Source organism: Streptomyces sp. NPDC026673 (genome assembly GCF_040638135.1).
Lineage (GTDB): Bacteria > Actinomycetota > Actinomycetes > Streptomycetales > Streptomycetaceae > Actinacidiphila.
In genome coordinates this window covers 1-16,542 of sequence record NZ_JBEZXR010000079.1, presented here as the reverse complement: position 1 = coordinate 16,542, position 16,542 = coordinate 1, and the positions used below count along the sequence as shown (strand labels likewise).

The 16,542-nt window shown below is 73.7% G+C and carries 11 protein-coding genes and 1 riboswitch; of the genes, 7 read left to right on the top strand and 4 right to left on the bottom strand.

Annotation, left to right across the window (positions count from 1 at the left end; translation table 11 throughout):
• Nucleotides 1–3 precede the first annotated feature (3 nt).
• Nucleotides 4–162, bottom strand: a riboswitch (cyclic di-AMP (ydaO/yuaA leader).
• A 317-nt stretch (nucleotides 163–479) separates the two neighbouring features.
• A complete protein-coding gene (gene pcrA, locus AB0F62_RS35160; protein ID WP_361809072.1) occupies nucleotides 480–2,915 on the top strand; it encodes a DNA helicase PcrA in 2,436 nt (811 codons plus the stop codon).
• A 99-nt stretch (nucleotides 2,916–3,014) separates the two neighbouring features.
• Here the strand turns inward: pcrA and AB0F62_RS35155 are convergent, their stop codons facing one another.
• Both AB0F62_RS35155 and AB0F62_RS35150 read right to left on the bottom strand, forming a co-directional pair.
• A complete protein-coding gene (locus AB0F62_RS35155; RefSeq protein ID WP_361809069.1) occupies nucleotides 3,015–4,361 on the bottom strand; it encodes a peptidoglycan DD-metalloendopeptidase family protein in 1,347 nt (448 codons plus the stop codon).
• A 141-nt stretch (nucleotides 4,362–4,502) separates the two neighbouring features.
• Nucleotides 4,503–5,321, bottom strand: coding sequence for an alpha/beta fold hydrolase (locus tag AB0F62_RS35150; protein ID WP_361809066.1), 819 nt, complete (start codon nucleotides 5,319–5,321; stop codon nucleotides 4,503–4,505).
• Nucleotides 5,322–5,562: 241 nt separating this feature from the next.
• On the opposite strand from AB0F62_RS35150, the gene AB0F62_RS35145 reads away from it, so the two are divergent.
• Nucleotides 5,563–5,976 (top strand): cobalamin B12-binding domain-containing protein, encoded by a 414-nt coding sequence (locus AB0F62_RS35145; protein WP_361809063.1) that lies wholly within the window; start codon nucleotides 5,563–5,565, stop codon nucleotides 5,974–5,976.
• Between the two features lie 55 nt (nucleotides 5,977–6,031).
• On the opposite strand, the gene AB0F62_RS35140 is transcribed toward AB0F62_RS35145, so the two are convergent.
• A complete protein-coding gene (locus AB0F62_RS35140; protein WP_361809060.1) occupies nucleotides 6,032–7,573 on the bottom strand; it encodes a DUF5691 domain-containing protein in 1,542 nt (513 codons plus the stop codon).
• A 40-nt stretch (nucleotides 7,574–7,613) separates the two neighbouring features.
• The gene (locus AB0F62_RS35135; RefSeq protein ID WP_361809057.1) at nucleotides 7,614–8,990 is read right to left on the bottom strand and encodes an SWIM zinc finger family protein; all 1,377 of its coding nucleotides are present in this window, start codon (nucleotides 8,988–8,990) and stop codon (nucleotides 7,614–7,616) included.
• A 178-nt stretch (nucleotides 8,991–9,168) separates the two neighbouring features.
• On the opposite strand from AB0F62_RS35135, the gene AB0F62_RS35130 reads away from it, so the two are divergent.
• The 5 genes from AB0F62_RS35130 to sucD all read left to right on the top strand — a co-directional run bounded on the left by AB0F62_RS35130 (nucleotide 9,169) and on the right by sucD (nucleotide 16,415).
• A complete protein-coding gene (locus AB0F62_RS35130; protein ID WP_361809054.1) occupies nucleotides 9,169–10,257 on the top strand; it encodes an AAA family ATPase in 1,089 nt (362 codons plus the stop codon).
• On the top strand, nucleotides 10,254–12,536 hold the full coding sequence (locus AB0F62_RS35125) for a DUF5682 family protein (RefSeq protein WP_361809051.1): 2,283 nt from the start codon (nucleotides 10,254–10,256) through the stop codon (nucleotides 12,534–12,536). Before AB0F62_RS35130 ends, AB0F62_RS35125 begins: the two co-directional genes overlap by 4 nt.
• A complete protein-coding gene (locus AB0F62_RS35120) occupies nucleotides 12,533–13,744 on the top strand; it encodes a VWA domain-containing protein (RefSeq protein ID WP_361809048.1) in 1,212 nt (403 codons plus the stop codon). Before AB0F62_RS35125 ends, AB0F62_RS35120 begins: the two co-directional genes overlap by 4 nt.
• Before the next feature lie 592 nt (nucleotides 13,745–14,336).
• Complete coding sequence (gene sucC / locus AB0F62_RS35115; RefSeq protein ID WP_361809045.1) at nucleotides 14,337–15,512, top strand: ADP-forming succinate--CoA ligase subunit beta; 1,176 nt, start codon at nucleotides 14,337–14,339, stop codon at nucleotides 15,510–15,512.
• 18 nt (nucleotides 15,513–15,530) lie between these two features.
• A complete protein-coding gene (gene sucD, locus AB0F62_RS35110; RefSeq protein ID WP_089224403.1) occupies nucleotides 15,531–16,415 on the top strand; it encodes a succinate--CoA ligase subunit alpha in 885 nt (294 codons plus the stop codon).
• Nucleotides 16,416–16,542: the final 127 nt, after the last annotated feature.

The window sequence follows — 16,542 nt, the reverse complement described above, 5'->3', positions numbered from 1 at the left end:
GGCGGCTCCTTCCGTGGACCGCCTACCGGGTTAGCTGTCGGGTTCGGGCTTCGGAAGGCCGCCCTACCGTCCGTCCGGGCGCGCCGCGCTCGTACGGACCGATTCACCCCAAGGTCGTGGGTCCCCGGCTCCGGCGGTCGCCGGACTCAGCGGAGGCGGCCCGTGACGGCACGGTCGCCGCCGCTCGGAGCGGACCGCCTGATGCGGCACGGTAGTCAACTGCGGGGGTCTGTGGGAACCCTGGTGTTCGATTTGTCCGCAATCATTTCGTGACCTTCACGATTCGGGGCCGTGACGCGGCCGCTCCGGGGACCGGCCGTGTCGGGACGGTGGCGCGCCGCGACCGGCGGAGGCGACCGGCGGCGGTGTCCGGGGGCGACCGGGGGTGCGGACGGGGACCCGGCGGACCCGGGCGGGCTCGGGCGGGCTCGGGCAAGCGGGGCAACGCTGTCCGTCCCACGCCCTAGACTCGGGAGGCGATGAGCAGCCTCTTTGACGACAGCTTCCTGGCCGGCCTCGAACCGACGGAGGAGCAGCCCCCGCCGCCTCCCGAGGACGAGCCCGAGACGGTGCCCGACGATCTCTTCGAGGGGCGCTTCGACGCGCCCGTCGACCGGGACGCGTACTACCGCGACGGCGCCGCGCGCCCGGCCGTCGACCCGGCCGCGCTGCTCGAGGGGCTCAACGAGGAGCAGCGCGCCGCGGTCGAGCACTCCGGCTCCCCGCTGCTCATCGTCGCCGGCGCCGGCTCCGGCAAGACCCGGGTGCTCACCCACCGCATCGCGTATCTGCTGGGCGCCCGCAAGGTGCACCCGGGCCAGATCCTGGCGATCACCTTCACCAACAAGGCCGCCGGCGAGATGAAGGAGCGCGTCGAGCAGCTGGTCGGCCCGCGCGCCAACGTGATGTGGGTCTCCACCTTCCACAGCGCGTGCGTCCGCATCCTGCGCCGGGAGTCCAAGAAGCTCGGCTTCACCTCCAGCTTCTCGATCTACGACGCGGCCGACTCCAAGCGCCTGATGGCGCTGGTCTGCCGCGACCTGGACCTGGACCCCAAGCAGTTCCCGCCGAAGTCCTTCAGCGCCAAGGTCTCCAACCTCAAGAACGAGCTCATCGACGAGGAGACCTTCGCGGACCAGGCGGAGAACCCCTTCGAGAAGAAGCTCGCCGAGGCCTACGCGATGTACCAGTCGCGGCTGCGCGAGGCCAACGCGCTCGACTTCGACGACATCATCATGACCACGGTCAACCTGCTCCAGGCCTTCCCGGACGTCGCCGAGCACTACCGGCGCCGCTTCCGCCACGTCCTGGTCGACGAGTACCAGGACACCAACCACGCCCAGTACACGCTGGTGCGCGAGCTGGTCGGGACCGGTGACGCGGAGGAGGGCGGCGAGGGGCCCGCCGAGCTGTGCGTGGTCGGCGACGCCGACCAGAGCATCTACGCCTTCCGCGGGGCGACGATCCGCAACATCCTCCAGTTCGAGGAGGACTACCCGCAGGCCCGCACCATCCTGCTGGAGCAGAACTACCGCTCCACCCAGACCATCCTGTCGGCCGCCAACGCCGTCATCGAGCGCAACGCCTCCCGCCGCCCCAAGAACCTGTGGACGGAGGCCGGCCAGGGCCCGGTCATCACCGGCTATGTCGCCGACCAGGAGCACGACGAGGCGCAGTTCATCGCCGACGAGATCGACCGGCTCACCGACGCCGGCGACGCCCGCCCCGGCGACGTCGCGGTCTTCTACCGGACCAACGCGCAGTCCCGTGTCTTCGAAGAGGTCTTCATCCGCGTCGGCCTGCCCTACAAGGTCGTCGGCGGCGTCCGCTTCTACGAGCGCAAGGAGGTCCGGGACGTCCTGGCCTATCTGCGGGTGCTCGCCAACCCCGAGGACACCGTCCCGCTGCGCCGCATCCTGAACGTGCCCAAGCGCGGCATCGGCGAGCGGGCCGAGGCCATGGTCGACGCCCTCGCCTCGCGCGAGCGGATCTCCTTCGCCGCCGCGCTGCGCCGGGTGGACGAGGCCTTCGGCATGGCCGCCCGTTCGGTCAACGCCGTCAAGCGCTTCAACGAGCTCCTGGAGGAGCTGCGCACGGTCGTGGACTCCGGCGCCGGCCCCGCCACCGTCCTGGAGGCCGTGCTGGAGCGCACGGGCTATCTGGCCGAGCTCCAGGCCTCCACCGACCCGCAGGACGAGACCCGCGTCGAGAACCTCCAGGAACTCGCGGCGGTGGCGCTGGAGTTCGAACAGGAGCGCACCGAGGAGGAGCCCGGCACCCTCGCCGAGTTCCTCGAGCGGGTCGCGCTGGTCGCCGACTCCGACCAGATCCCGGACGACGACGAGGGCGGCGGCGTCATAACGCTGATGACCCTGCACACCGCCAAGGGCCTGGAGTTCCCGGTGGTCTTCCTGACCGGCATGGAGGACGGGGTCTTCCCGCACATGCGCGCGCTCGGCCAGACCAAGGAGCTGGAGGAGGAGCGGCGGCTCGCCTACGTCGGCATCACGCGGGCGCGGCAGCGGCTGTACGTGACCCGGTCGACCATGCGCAGCGCCTGGGGCCAGCCCTCGTACAACCCGGCCTCCCGCTTCCTGGAGGAGATCCCGGAGTCGCTCATCGAGTGGAAGCGCACGGGAGCCTCACCGGCGCCCTCCGCCTCGGTGTCGGCGGCGGCGTCGATGCTGTCGCGGTCCTCGTCGAAGAGCGGACCCTCCGGGTTCGCGACGCGGCGTACCCAGGACCGGCCGGTCATCTCGCTGGTGGTGGGGGACCGGGTCACGCACGACACGTTCGGACTGGGCACGGTCGTCGCGGTCGACGGGAGCGGGGAGAAGGCGAAGGCCACGATCGACTTCGGCGACGAGCGGCCGAAGGTGCTGCTGCTGCGCTACGCGCCGGTCGAGAAGCTCTAGAACGGGTCCGGGGCCGGGGTCCCGCGGCGCGGTGCTCGGCGAGCGCCGCGCCGTTCGGGCTGATGGGGCTGTTCGGGCTGATGGGGCAGTGCCGCCGGCTCAGCGCGGGTCGATCCCGTGCTTCAGCAGCCACTGCAGCGGGTCGATGGCGGCCCCGCCGCCGGGACGCACCTCGAAGTGGAGGTGCGGTCCGGTGGAGTTGCCGGAATTGCCCGAATAGGCGATGACGTCGCCGGCCTTGACCGTGCCCGAGCGGATCTTGGTGCTGCTCAGGTGGCAGTACCAGGTCTCGGTGCCGTCGGGGGCGGTCACTATGGCCATGTTGCCGTAGGCGCTGTTCCACTGGGTGCGCACGACGCCGTCGGTCGCGGCCATCACCGGCGTGCCGTAGTCCACCGGGAAGTCGATGCCGGTGTGGACCGACATCCAGTTCACACCCGCCTGGCCGAAGAAGGCACTGAGGCCGTGCTCCTTCACCGGGAGCAGGAACTTGGGGCGCAGCTGCTCCTTGCGGGCCGCCTCCGCCGCCTTCTTGGCCCGTTCGAGTGCCTGGCGTTCCTTGAGGTCGATGCGCTCCTGGGTGCGGCTGGCGCGGTCGGCGAAGTCGTCGACGTCCCGGTTGACCCCGGCGAGCTGCTGGTCGAGCTTGGTGGTCGGGGCGTTGGCCGCCTCCGGGGCACCGTCGGCCTGGGTCCTGCTGCTGTCCGCGTCCTCGGTGTTGACGGTGACGGCGGCGGCGCAGGCCGCGACGCCCATGACCGCCACCGAGGGGACGGCGACGGTGAGCAGGGCGGAGCGGCGCACCGGGCGGCGCCGACGGCTGCCGTTGCCGCCGCGCGGGCGTGGAAGGGCGGCCGCGGCGGTGCCGGTGTCGTGGTCCGGGCCTTCGTCCTCGTCGTCCCCGTCCGCGTTGGCGTCCGGGGTGACGTCGTACGTCTCGGGCTCGTACGTCTCGGCTTCGTACGTCTCGGCTTCGTAGGGCTCGCTTCCGTACGGCTCCGCCTCGTAGGCCTCGGCCTCGTACGTCTCCGGGGCGTAGGGCTCGGGGGCATAGGCGTCGGGCTCGTACGGATCGGGCGCGTGGCCGTGGGCGGCCTCGGGCTCCTCGTAGCCGTGCACGGCCGTGTGCTCGTACTGCGTGTAGTCGTAGGCCGCCGCGGGCTGCGCCTGCGTGGCGTCCGCGTACCAGGTGCCGGTGGTCGTGCCCGTGGGGTCCGGGTAGGCGGGAGCGGCGGGAGCCGCGGGCCAGTAGGCGGTCGCGGTGGTGTCCCAGGAGCCGGTGGCGTAGGTCCCCGTGTCGTAGGCGGGGTAGCCCTGGCAGCTCCCGAAGAGTGGATCGTCATCCGCATGGGCAGCACCCATGGGTGCGTAGGAGGCGTCGGAATGGCCCTCGTACCCATAGCTGCTGTACTCGGGGGCATACCCCGCCGGATGACGGTCGTTCACCGCTTCTCTTTCGCCTCGGCAGCAGGAGAATTAGCGGCGACTGTATCCCCCTGCGGCCGACGCCCACAATCTTCGGCGGGATTCAGGCATCCCCGATGCCTTGTGTTCGATGCCCTTTCGATGCTTATACGGGCAAGGCCGTCATGCGGCGTCCACGGCTCCCGAGGCCAGCTCCTCGCCCAGCAGCGCCTGCCGGATGCCGGCGGCGATGGCGGCGTGGACCGGCATGGTCAGATGCCCGACCCCCGCCACGTGGACATTGCGGGCGATGAGGTCGGGGTGGTCGAGGCGGGCGGCCTCGACGGGGCTCATCAGCTCGTCCAGATCGCTCCAGAACGCCACGAACCGGGTGCGGCAGCCGGGCGCCGGCTTGGCCAGCTCCTCGATGAGGTCGGAGTTCGGCCGCATCTGACGCACGATGGGGTGAGGGTTGAGGAGCGGCGCGGCCCGGGTCCCGGCGTGCGGGGTGCCCAGGGTGACCACGGTGCGCACCCGCGTGTCGCCGCCCAGCCGCTGCGCGTAGTAGCGGGCGATCAGTCCGCCGAGGCTGTGGCCCACGATGTCCACCTGGCGGTGCCCCGTCTGCTCGCAGATCTGTTCGACGTGGCGTCCGAGGAGGGCCGCCGCCGTGCGGATGTCGCAGGTCAGCGGTGAGTAATTGAGCGCCTGTACATGCGGCCAGCCGTGCCGGCGCAGGGAGCGCCGCAGCATCGCGAAAACCGAACGGTTGTCCACGAAGCCGTGCAGCAGGAGAACCGGGGGGTGGCTCCGGCCCGCGGTGGGCAGGCGGGGCGGCTCCTCGGAGTCGCCGGCCGCCGGTTGCGGCCCGCGTTCCTGGAAGATTCCGGTCGGGTAGAGGAAGACATGACCGGTCAGGATGGCGATCTCGATCGCCGCGGCTCGTACGTAGGCCGCCTGGCGTACCAGGCGGTCTCCGACACCGAAAGACAGGACGCCCATGGCCTACCTCCCGTGGGCACACGGAGACGGCCCTGTCCCCCGTGCGCCGAGAACGCGACGGCCCGCGTCGCCTGCTGAACGAAGGACGACCACGGGCCGAACGCGTTTCTAACGTGAACGTGTCCCATGTGTGATTTCCCCCTCGGGGCCCTTCGTGAAACTGTCCGCACGGGGGATGCTGGCGATAACGTTCGTTCACACATGTGCCCGCTGAGCGCAGCAATCGTGTATGGAGGCAGCGATGGGAGTGTCCGGACCGATCCGTGTGGTGGTCGCCAAGCCGGGCCTGGACGGCCACGACCGCGGGGCCAAGGTCATCGCGCGGGCGCTGCGCGACGCCGGCATGGAGGTCATCTACACCGGTCTCCACCAGACGCCGGAGCAGATCGTGGACACCGCGATCCAGGAGGACGCCGACGCGATCGGGCTGTCCATCCTCTCGGGTGCCCACATGACGCTCTTCGCCAAGGTGATCGAGCTGCTCCGGGAGCGTGACGCGGAGGACATCAAGGTCTTCGGCGGGGGGATCATCCCCGAGGCGGACATCGCCCCGTTGCAGGAACTGGGCGTGGCCGCGATCTTCACCCCCGGTACGCCGACCACCGATGTCGTCGCCTGGGTGAACGACAACCTGCGGCAGCCCGCGGAGGCGTGACCCGGCCGGGGCGGCGGTGCCGGCGGGCGGCGCCCGCCGCCCGCCGGTGGGCCGCTCAGGCCAGTTCCTCCAGCATCGCGGCCCGCAGCCGCAGGGTTCCGACCAGCCGCTGGAAGGCCTCCGCCCAGTACGCCCCGGCGCCCGGGGAGGTGTCGGCGGACTCCGCGGGCACCGCCGCCAGCGGGGCCGCGCGATCCGCCTCCGCCGGATCCAGGCACCGTTCGGCCAGGCCCATCACCCCGCTGAAGCTCCACGGATAGCTGCCCGCGTCCCGGGCGATGTCCAGGGCGTCCACCACGGCCGTGCCCAGGGGCTCCGACCAGGGCACGGCGCAGACGGCGAGCATCTGGAACGCCTCCGAGAGGCCGTGCGCGGCGATGAAGCGTGCCACCCACTGCGCCCGCTCGGACGCTGGGAGGATCGACAGCAGCTTCGCCGGATCCCCGACCGGGCTGACGGCCGTCGCGGGTGTCGGCGTGGGGCCCAGCAGGGCGCGCGCCCAGGCCACGTCCCTCTGCCGCACCGCGGCCCGGCACCACGCCGCGTGCAGATCGGCCTGCCACTCGTCGGCGACCGGCAGTGCGATGATCGCCTCGGGCGTCCGGCCGCCGAACCGCTCCGGCCACGTGCCGAGCGGGGCCGCGTCCACCACCTGGCCGAACCACCACGCGCGCTCCCCGCGCCCCGCCGGCGGTATCGCCGTCACACCGTCGCGCTCCATGGCGGCGTCGCACTCGTAGGGGGCCTCCACCGTGATCCGGCCGCCCGCCGGGTCCCACGCGACGCTCGTCCTGGCCCGAGCGGCCATCCGGGCGGCGAGCGCGGAGCCGGGCAGGGCCGACAGCAGCTCGGCGGCGGTGGCGCGCACATTGCGGCTGCGATCCGCCAGGGCCTGCTCCAGGAACGGCTCGTCGGCCGGGCACAGGCCCTCGCGGAGCGAGTCCAGGAACATCAGCCGGTCCTCGGCGCGCTCGCTCGCCCATCCGGAGCGCAGCAGTTCCAGCGCCCGCCCGGGGTCGGCGGCCCGAAGCCGGGTCAGCAGGGCCACCCGTTCGGCGAAGAGCCCTTCCTCCCACAGCGTCTGCACGGCCTGCGGGTCGTCGGCGTCCGGCACGACGCCGGGCGCTCCGGCGCGCAGTGCGAACCGCCAGTCCGCGTTCAGCTCGGCCAGCCACAGCCCGCGCGGTCCGGCCAGGGCCAGCGCGTCCGGCCGCAGATCGGTGCGCGCGCGGGCGGCGTCGAGCAGGGCCGGCAGCAGCTCCGGCGGCGCCGCGTACCCCCGCGCGTTCGCCTCGGTCAGCCACTGCGGCAGCAGCTCGGCCAGATGGGGGGCGGCGCCTCGGCGGCTGCCTCCGCCGCCACCGACGGAGCGGTCCGCCAGTAGCAGGGACAGGCGGCGTCGTGCCGCGTCGGGCAGGGGTGGCCGCGGATCGTCCGGCGCGGTGGCCGGGCGCGCCCCCGCGGCGGCGGGCCGCAGCCCGGCGCGGCGCCGTACGACGGCGAGCGCGGCGCGGTCCAGCAGCTCCGCGGGCGTGCCGCCCCTGCGATCGGTGCCGAGCAGTGCGGTGCCGACCAGGTCGGTCCAGTGTGTCGTCATCGGTCCCCCTTCGTCGTCTCCGCGCGGTCGCCCGCCGGGTTCACACCGTCAGCGGCACCGGCTCCGGTCGCGTGCCCCCGCCGCCCCAGGCCGTGAACGGCCGGAAGCCCTGGTGGCCGAGCTCGCCGAAGACCGTCACCGGCCGGCCGCCGGAGACCGCCGCGAGGCGCCACAGCCCCGCTCCCGTGCCGGCACCCGGCGCGCTGACCGGGACGGCGTCGCTGCCGTCCGCGTCCGCGATCTGCCAGCCCGTCGCGCCCGGTATCGGCACGACGCCGGCGAGCACGACGGGCCAGGCGTCCAGCCATGGATCGCCGGCCAGGGCCTCGCCGTACGCGCCGAGCGCCGTCGCCACCGGCACGCCCGGCGGCTCGCCGCCGGGGAGCGGCGGGCCGTGCCGCGGGCCGAGCACCGCCCGCAGCGGATGGGCTCCGGGATGGAAGGCCAGCTCCGCGTCGAGGCGCCGGCCGACCGGGAGCGCGGGCTCCGGCGCCCGCCCGGCCGCGCCGAAGGACAGCAGCAGCGCGGGACGGCCGCCGGCCTCCCCGTGCAGCCACGTCCTGCGGGTGGTGAGGCGGCCGTCGGCGGTGTCGTACCGCGCCAGGACCAGCCAGCGGTCGCGTACGGTCGGCCCGGCCAGCAGCTCGGCCGAGTCCACCGTGTAACCGACCCTGGACCGGACGGTGGCCGCCAGCGGCGCCGGCAACGCCCCCTGTCGCAGACAGCCCCGGGCCAGCAGATGCAGCAGGGCCGTCTCCTCCAGCAGCCGCGACGGCCAGTCGCCCCCCGATCCGGGGAGCGCGCCGAGCTCGCGCACCCGGGAGGCGAGCCCGGGAGCCTGGGCGTCCACCATCCGCGCCGCGGTCTCCTCCCAGCGCTGATACCCCTCGCGCTCCGCTCCGGCCAGACCGGTCCGCAGCAGATCCTCCAGCCGCTGCTCCAGCTCCGTCGCCCCGGCGGCCACCCGCGCCGCCCGGCGCTCGGCCCGCTTCCGCGCCGCCTCGGGGTCACCGCCGCGCGCCGCGCCGGACCCGCCCGTGGACTTCCGCTCCTCGCGCGCGCGGCGCGCGTCGAGCCACTCGGTGACCCAGTCGGGGCGGCCGCCCCCGTGTGCGGCCGCCCCGACCTCGCCCCCGGCCCACAGCAGAAGCAGCCCGAGCGCGTGCTTGCAGGGGGACTTGCGGCTGGGGCAGCCGCAGCTGCAGCCGGGCCCCGCCGTGTCGACCACCGTCCGGTACGGCGTGCCGCCGCCGCCCGCGCACAGCCCCCACACGGCCGTGCCGGACGCCCCTGTCCCGGACCATCGCGCGGCCACCGCCAGCCCCGTCCCGGCCTTGCGTGACGACACGTCGGGCGCGAGTGCCAGGACCTGGTCGGCGGTCCACCGCTCGGCTCGCCGTTCGTCCATCCCGTTCATGGCCACGACGCTACGGGTGGGCACTGACAATCGGCCCTGACCTGCGGCTTTCTGACGGTGGGGCGGCAGGGTGGGGCGGCATTGTCAGTGGGGTGCGCGATGGTGGGAACGCGGACGTCCCCCGGGGGCTGACGGGGCGTCCGCGCCATCCGCTCCATGCCAGAACAGGGGGAGAACCATGTCCGTGGACACCGCACTCCGGCCGCATGCCGAAGCCGCGTTCGCCCATGAGCTCAAGGCTCTCGCGGCGGCCGACGACCGGCCGCGCCCGGCCCGGTGGAATCTGTCGCCGTGGGCGGTCGCCACGTATCTGCTGGGCGGCGCGCTGCCCGACGGCACCGTCGTCACACCCAAGTACGTGGGCCCGCGGCGGATCGTCGAGGTCGCCGTCAGCACGCTCGCCACCGACCGGGCCCTGCTGCTGCTCGGCGTGCCGGGCACCGCGAAGACCTGGGTCTCGGAGCATCTGGCCGCCGCCGTCAGCGGCGACTCCACCCTGCTCGTCCAGGGCACCGCGGGCACCCCGGAAGAGGCCGTCCGCTACGGGTGGAACTACGCCCGGCTGCTCACCGACGGCCCGAGCAGGGAGGCCCTGGTCCCCGGTCCGGTCATGCGGGCGATGGCCGAGGGGCGCATCGCGCGGGTGGAGGAGCTGACCCGCATCCCCGCGGATGTGCAGGACACCCTCATCACCATCCTCTCGGAGAAGACGCTGCCGATACCGGAGCTGGCCGCCGAGACCCAGGCGGTGCGCGGCTTCAACCTCATCGCGACGGCCAACGACCGGGACCGGGGCGTCAACGACCTGTCCAGCGCGCTGCGACGGCGGTTCAACACGGTCGTGCTGCCGCTGCCCGCGACGGTGGAGGAGGAGGTGGACATCGTCAGCCGCCGCGTGGGCCAGCTCGGGCGCTCGCTGGAGCTGCCGGCCGCCCCGGAGGGCGTGGACGAGATCCGGCGGGTGGTCACCGTCTTCCGCGAACTGCGCGGCGGGGTCACCGCCGACGGACGCACCAAGGTGAAGTCCCCCTCCGGGACGCTCTCCACGGCCGAGGCGATCTCCGTGGTGACCAACGGCCTCGCCCTGGCCGCGCATTTCGGCGACGGTGTCCTGCGCGCCGGGGATGTGGCCGCCGGGATCCTCGGCGCGGTGGTCCGCGACCCGGCCGCCGATCGCGTCGTGTGGCTTGAGTACCTGGAGACCGTGGTCCGCGAGCGGGAGGGCTGGAAGGACTTCTACCGCGCCTGCCGCGAGGTGACGCCGTGACGGGTTCCGACGGGGTGGCGCTGCTGGGCGTGCGGCACCACGGCCCGGGTTCGGCCCGCGGGGTGCGCGCCGCGCTCGACCGGCTGGAGCCGCGCATCGTGCTCGTCGAGGGCCCGCCGGAGGCGGACGCGGTGCTGGACCTCGCCGCGGACCCGGGGATGCGGCCGCCGGTCGCGCTGCTCGCACATGTGGTCGACGAGCCCTCCCGGGCCGGCTTCTGGCCGTTCGCGGAGTTCTCCCCCGAGTGGCAGGCGATCCGCTGGGCGGCCCGGCGCGGGGTGCCGGTGCGCTTCATCGACCTCCCCGCCGCGCACTCGCTCGTGCTGCCGGAGGAGGCGGAGCCGCCGGGAGGGGAAGGGGCCGTCCCGCGCCTCGACCCGCTCGCCGAGCTGGCGCGTACGGCCGGCTACGACGACCCCGAACGGTGGTGGGAGGACGCCGTCGAGCACCGCGGCCGGGACGAGCCGGCAGAGGGCGACCCCCTCGCCGGGTTCGGGGCCCTCGCCGAGGCGATGGGCGCGCTGCGCGAGGCCTACGGTGACGGGGGCCATCGGCAGGACGCGGTGCGCGAGGCGCACATGCGGCTGCGGATCCGGGAGGCGCGCCGCGCGCACGAGCGGGTGGCCGTCGTGTGCGGCGCGTGGCATGTGCCGGCGCTCGCCCGCGGTGGCGGGGTGACCGCCGACCGGGCCCTGCTCAAGGGGCTGCCCAAGGCGAAGGTCGAGGTCACGTGGGTGCCCTGGACGCACCGCAGGCTGTCGCGTGCCGGCGGTTACGGGGCGGGCATCACCTCACCGGGCTGGTACCGCCACCTGTTCACCTCGCCCGACCGGCCCGTGACCCGGTGGATGACCGAGGTCGCCGGCCTGCTCCGGGAGGAGGATCTGCCGGTCTCCTCGGCGCACGTCATCGAGGCGGTGCGGCTCGCCGACGCCCTGGCCGCCCTGCGCGGCCGCCCGCTGGCCGGGCTGGGCGAGACCGCGGACGCGATACGGGCGGTGATGTGCGACGGATCCGATGTGCCGCTCGCCCTGATCCGGGACCGGCTCGTGGTGGGGGACGTGCTGGGCGAGGTCCCGGAGGGCGCCCCCGCGGTGCCGCTCGCCCGTGACCTGGTGCGCGAGCAGCGCAGACTGCGGATGAAGCCCGAGGCCATGGAGAAGGAGGTGGACCTGGACCTCCGCAAGGACACCGACGCCGGACGCAGCCGCCTGCTGCACCGGCTGCGGATGCTCGGCGTCGACTGGGGCGAGCCGGCCCGTTCCCGCACGGCCGCCACCGGCACCTTCCGCGAGAGCTGGCGGCTGCGCTGGGAACCGGAGCTGGCGGTCAGGGTCGCGGAGGCGGGGGTGTGGGGCACCACGGTGGAGTCAGCGGCCACCGCCCGGGCCGAGGAGGCGGCCGTGACCGCGACGGCGCTCGCCGAGGTGACGGCCCTGGCCGAACGCTGCCTGCTCGCCGGGCTGGCGGACGCCCTGCCGGCGGTGATGCGGGTGCTCGCCGACCGCGCCGCGCTCGACGCGGACGTCGCGCACCTCGCGCAGGCCCTGCCCGCGCTCGTGCGCTCCGTCCGCTACGGCGATGTGCGGGGGACGGACGCGGAGGCGCTGCGCGAGGTCGCCGAGGGGCTGGCGGAGCGGGTCTGCGTGGGCCTTCCCCCCGCGTGCGCGGGGCTCGACGCGGACGGCGCCGCCGAGATGCGGGGGCACGTCGCGGGGGTCCAGCAGGCCCTGGTCCTGCTCGGCGACGACGCGCTGCGCGACCGCTGGGCGGCGGTGCTGCGGACGCTGGCCGTACGCGACCGGGGCATACCCGGGCTGCTGCGCGGCAGCGCGGTGCGGCTGCTCCTCGACGACGCGCGCCTGGAGCCCGCGGAGGTGGCCCGGCTGATGGGGCTCGCCCTGTCGCAGGGCACGCCGCCGCAGGAGGCGGCCGCCTGGGTCGAGGGCTTCCTCGCCGGGGGCGGGATGCTGCTGGTCCACGACGAGCGGCTGCTGGCGCTGGTCGACGGCTGGCTGTCCGCGGTGCCCGCGGCCGCCTTCGGCGACGTACTGCCACTGCTGCGGCGCACCTTCGGCGGCTTCGATCCGGGCGTGCGGCGCACGATGGGGGAGCTGGTCCGGCGCGGCCCCGGGGGAGGGGGAGCAGCGGGCGGCGAAGCGGGGGAGGGCCTCGCGGGCTTCGGCCCACGGCTCGACGAGGAGCGGGCGGAGGCGGCGCTGGCCGCCGCGCGGCTGCTGCTCGGTTCCGGCGAACGGACAGGGGGTCAGGACGCATGACGGACGTGGACGCGGACCTGGGCGCGGGCGCGGTCCCGGGCGCGGACGTGGACGGCGACGAGCGGCTGCGGCGCTGGCGGATGGTGCTGGGCGGCGGTCCCGCCGACGGCACGGGACGGCGGCTCAGCGGCCGCGACGCCGCCATGGACCAGGCGCTGGAGGCGCTCTACGGCACCGCCCCGCGCGGCGACGGCGGGGCCCCGGCCCCCCGGAGCGCCGGGCTGGGCGGTTCCGCACCGCAGGTCGCGCGCTGGCTGGGGGACATCCGCAGGTACTTCCCCGCCGGCGTGGTGCAGGTGATGCAGCGCGACGCCATCGACCGGCTCGGGCTGTCCGCGCTGCTGCTGGAGCCGGAGATGCTGGAGGCCGTCGAGGCCGACGTCCATCTGGTCGGTACCCTCCTCTCCCTGAACAAGGCGATGCCCGAGACGACGAAGGAGACGGCGCGGGCGGTCGTCCGCAAGGTCGTGGAGGAACTGGAGAAGCGTCTGGCGGCCCGGACCCGGGCCACGCTCAGCGGCGCGCTGGACCGCTCCGCACGGGTCAACCGCCCCCGGCACGGGGACATCGACTGGGACCGCACGATCCGCGCCAACCTCCGGCACTACCTGCCCGAGCACCGCACGGTCGTGCCCGAGCGGCTGATCGGCCACGGCCGCGCGTCGAAAGCGGTGAAGAAGGACGTCGTCCTCTGCGTCGACCAGTCGGGATCGATGGCGGCCTCCGTGGTCTACGCGTCCGTCTTCGGCGCCGTGCTCGCCTCGATGCGCGCCATCGACACCCGGCTCGTCGTTTTCGACACCTCGGTGGTCGACCTGACCGACCATCTGGACGACCCGGTCGACGTGCTGTTCGGCACCCGGCTCGGCGGCGGTACGGACATCAACCGGGCGCTGGCCTACTGCCAGTCCCGCATCACCCGGCCCGCGGAGACGGTCGTCGTGCTCGTCAGCGACCTCTACGAGGGCGGCATACGCGACGAGATGCTCAAGCGGGTCGCGGCGATGAAGGCGTCCGGTGTGCAGTTCGTCGCACTCCTGGCGCTGTCGGACGAGGGCGCGCCCTCCTACGACCGCGAGCACGCGACGGCCCTGGCCGCCCTGGGGGCGCCGGCCTTCGCCTGCACCCCGGATCTCTTCCCCGAGGTCATGGCTGCCGCCATCGAGAAGCGGCCGCTGCCCGTACCGGACGCGGCGGCCCGCCGCTGACACGGGCGGCCGGGAACGGCGCGCCGGCACCGTGCCGGGCCGGTCCGGGTCACCACCCGCGCCGGTCCGGCACGCGAACCCGTCCACGGTCCGGCCCGGGAACCCGTCCACCTGGCGAGCCGGACCCCGTCCACCCGGTACGGCCTCCGCGGGCGCACCACCGGGACGCGTGCCGTCCGTCCGGGCGACCCGGCCGCAGGGGTCGCCCCGCCCACGGACCCGGGCGGCTCCGTGCCGTCGGTCACACCCGTCCCGCTCGCCCGGGACGCTGCCCGGACGGGTCTCACCGGGCGTTCCACCCGTTCCACCCGTTCCACCCGTCCGGCACGACCGGCCGGACGACTTCCGCTCCGCGGGCCGGAAGCCGCCCGTTCGGCTGTTCTGTGACTGTTCTCACCGCTCTCGCACCATCTCCGATTTACCCGTGCCGCCCGCGCGGCGATAACCTGCGAGACGGACATGCCGCGTGCTCGGCCGACGTGTGCGCCCCCCGTACGACCGTTCGTATGGTTCGTTACGAAGACGACAGCGACGACCGCCCCCGGCACGCTCACGCAGACAACGAACCCGCGATTACCAAGGACGGACGCGCGTGGACCTGTTCGAGTACCAGGCGAGGGACCTCTTCGCCAAGCACGGTGTACCGGTGCTGGCCGGTGAAGTCATCGACACGCCTGAGGCGGCGCGCGAGGTCGCGGAGCGACTCGGTGGCAAGGCTGTCGTCAAGGCTCAGGTGAAGACCGGCGGCCGCGGCAAGGCCGGCGGCGTGAAGGTGGCGTCGGACCCCGAGGACGCGGTCGCCAAGGCCGGCCAGATCCTCGGCATGGACATCAAGGGCCACACGGTCCACAAGGTGATGCTGGCCGAGCTGGCCCCGGAGATCGCCTCCGAGTACTACGTCTCCTTCCTCCTCGACCGCGCCAACCGGACCTTCCTGGCGATCGCGTCCGTCGAGGGCGGCATGGAGATCGAGGAGGTCGCGGCCACCAACCCCGCGGCCGTCGCCAAGATTCCGGTCGACGCGATCGAGGGCGTGACCCCGGAGAAGGCCCGCGAGATCGTCGAGGCGGCCGCCTTCCCGGCCGACGTCGCCGACCAGGTGACCGAGATCCTCCAGACCCTGTGGAAGACCTTCCTCTCCGAGGACGCGCTCCTCGTCGAGGTCAACCCGCTCGCCAAGGTCGCCGACGGCCGCGTCATCGCGCTCGACGGCAAGGTCTCCCTGGACGAGAACGCGGACTTCCGCCAGCCGGAGCACGAGGCGCTGGTCGACCACGCCGCCGCCAACCCGCTGGAGGCCGCGGCCAAGGCCAAGGGCCTGAACTACGTCAAGCTCGACGGCGAGGTCGGCATCATCGGCAACGGCGCGGGTCTCGTCATGAGCACCCTGGACGTCGTCGCCTACGCCGGCGAGGGCCACGGCAACGTCAAGCCCGCCAACTTCCTGGACATCGGCGGCGGCGCCTCCGCCGAGGTGATGGCGAACGGTCTCGAGATCATCCTCGGCGACCAGGACGTCAAGTCCGTCTTCGTCAACGTCTTCGGTGGCATCACCGCCTGCGACGCGGTGGCCAACGGCATCGTCCAGGCCCTGGAGCTGCTGAAGTCCAAGGGCGAAGAGGTCACCAAGCCGCTCGTCGTCCGTCTGGACGGCAACAACGCGGAGCTCGGTCGGCAGATCCTGACCGACGCCAACCACCCGCTGGTGGAGCAGGTCGACACCATGGACGGCGCCGCGGAGCGCGCCGCCGAGCTGGCTGCGAAGTAAGGGACAGGTCACCACATCATGGCTATCTTCCTGACCAAGGAAAGCAAGGTCATCGTCCAGGGGATGACCGGTTCCGAGGGCACCAAGCACACCCGCCGCATGCTCGCCTCCGGCACCAACATCGTCGGCGGTGTGAACCCGCGCAAGGCGGGCACCTCCGTCGACTTCGACGGCACCGAGGTGCCGGTCTTCGGCTCCGTCGCCGAGGCCATGGAGAAGACCGGTGCCGACGTCACCGTCATCTTCGTCCCGCCGAAGTTCGCCAAGGGCGCGGTCATCGAGGCCATCGACGCCGGCATCGGCCTCGCGGTCGTGATCACCGAGGGCATCGCCGTCCACGACACCGCCGCCTTCTGGGCGTACGCGGGCAGCAAGGGCAACAAGACCCGGATCATCGGCCCCAACTGCCCCGGTCTGATCACCCCCGGCCAGTCGAACGCGGGCATCATCCCGGCCGACATCACCACCTCCGGCCGCATCGGCCTGGTGTCGAAGTCCGGCACGCTGACCTACCAGATGATGTACGAGCTCAGCGACATCGGCTTCTCCTCCGCGGTCGGCATCGGCGGTGACCCGATCATCGGCACCACCCACATCGACGCGCTGAAGGCGTTCCAGGACGACCCCGACACCGACCTGATCGTCATGATCGGCGAGATCGGCGGCGACGCCGAGGAGCGCGCGGCGGCCTTCATCGCCGAGCACGTCACCAAGCCGGTCGTCGGCTACGTCGCGGGCTTCACCGCGCCCGAGGGCAAGACCATGGGCCACGCCGGCGCCATCGTCTCCGGCTCCTCCGGCACCGCCCAGGCGAAGAAGGAGGCCCTCGAGGCCGCCGGCGTCAAGGTCGGCAAGACCCCGTCGGAGACGGCCCGCCTCGCGCGCGCCATCCTCCAGGGCTGATCCACCCCTCCGCTCGGAGGCACGGACGCGGGCCCGCTCCCTCAGGGGGGCGACGTCGTTGGTGCGCCGCAGGCGGCGTGCGACGGCGCGCAGCAGCGCGGTGGAGACCTCGGGCCGGGCGTTGAGC

Excerpts from the sequence above, each read along its gene's own strand:
- AB0F62_RS35135 (WP_361809057.1), bottom strand. The coding sequence starts at position 8,990 with ATGAACGGGATGGACGAACGGCGAGCCGAGCGGTGGACCGCCGACCAG.
- AB0F62_RS35145 (WP_361809063.1), top strand. The coding sequence starts at position 5,563 with ATGGGAGTGTCCGGACCGATCCGTGTGGTGGTCGCCAAGCCGGGCCTG.
- AB0F62_RS35140 (WP_361809060.1), bottom strand. The coding sequence starts at position 7,573 with ATGACGACACACTGGACCGACCTGGTCGGCACCGCACTGCTCGGCACC.
- sucD (WP_089224403.1), top strand. The coding sequence starts at position 15,531 with ATGGCTATCTTCCTGACCAAGGAAAGCAAGGTCATCGTCCAGGGGATG.
- pcrA (WP_361809072.1), top strand. The coding sequence starts at position 480 with ATGAGCAGCCTCTTTGACGACAGCTTCCTGGCCGGCCTCGAACCGACG.
- AB0F62_RS35150 (WP_361809066.1), bottom strand. The coding sequence starts at position 5,321 with ATGGGCGTCCTGTCTTTCGGTGTCGGAGACCGCCTGGTACGCCAGGCG.
- AB0F62_RS35130 (WP_361809054.1), top strand. The coding sequence starts at position 9,169 with ATGTCCGTGGACACCGCACTCCGGCCGCATGCCGAAGCCGCGTTCGCC.
- AB0F62_RS35120 (WP_361809048.1), top strand. The coding sequence starts at position 12,533 with ATGACGGACGTGGACGCGGACCTGGGCGCGGGCGCGGTCCCGGGCGCG.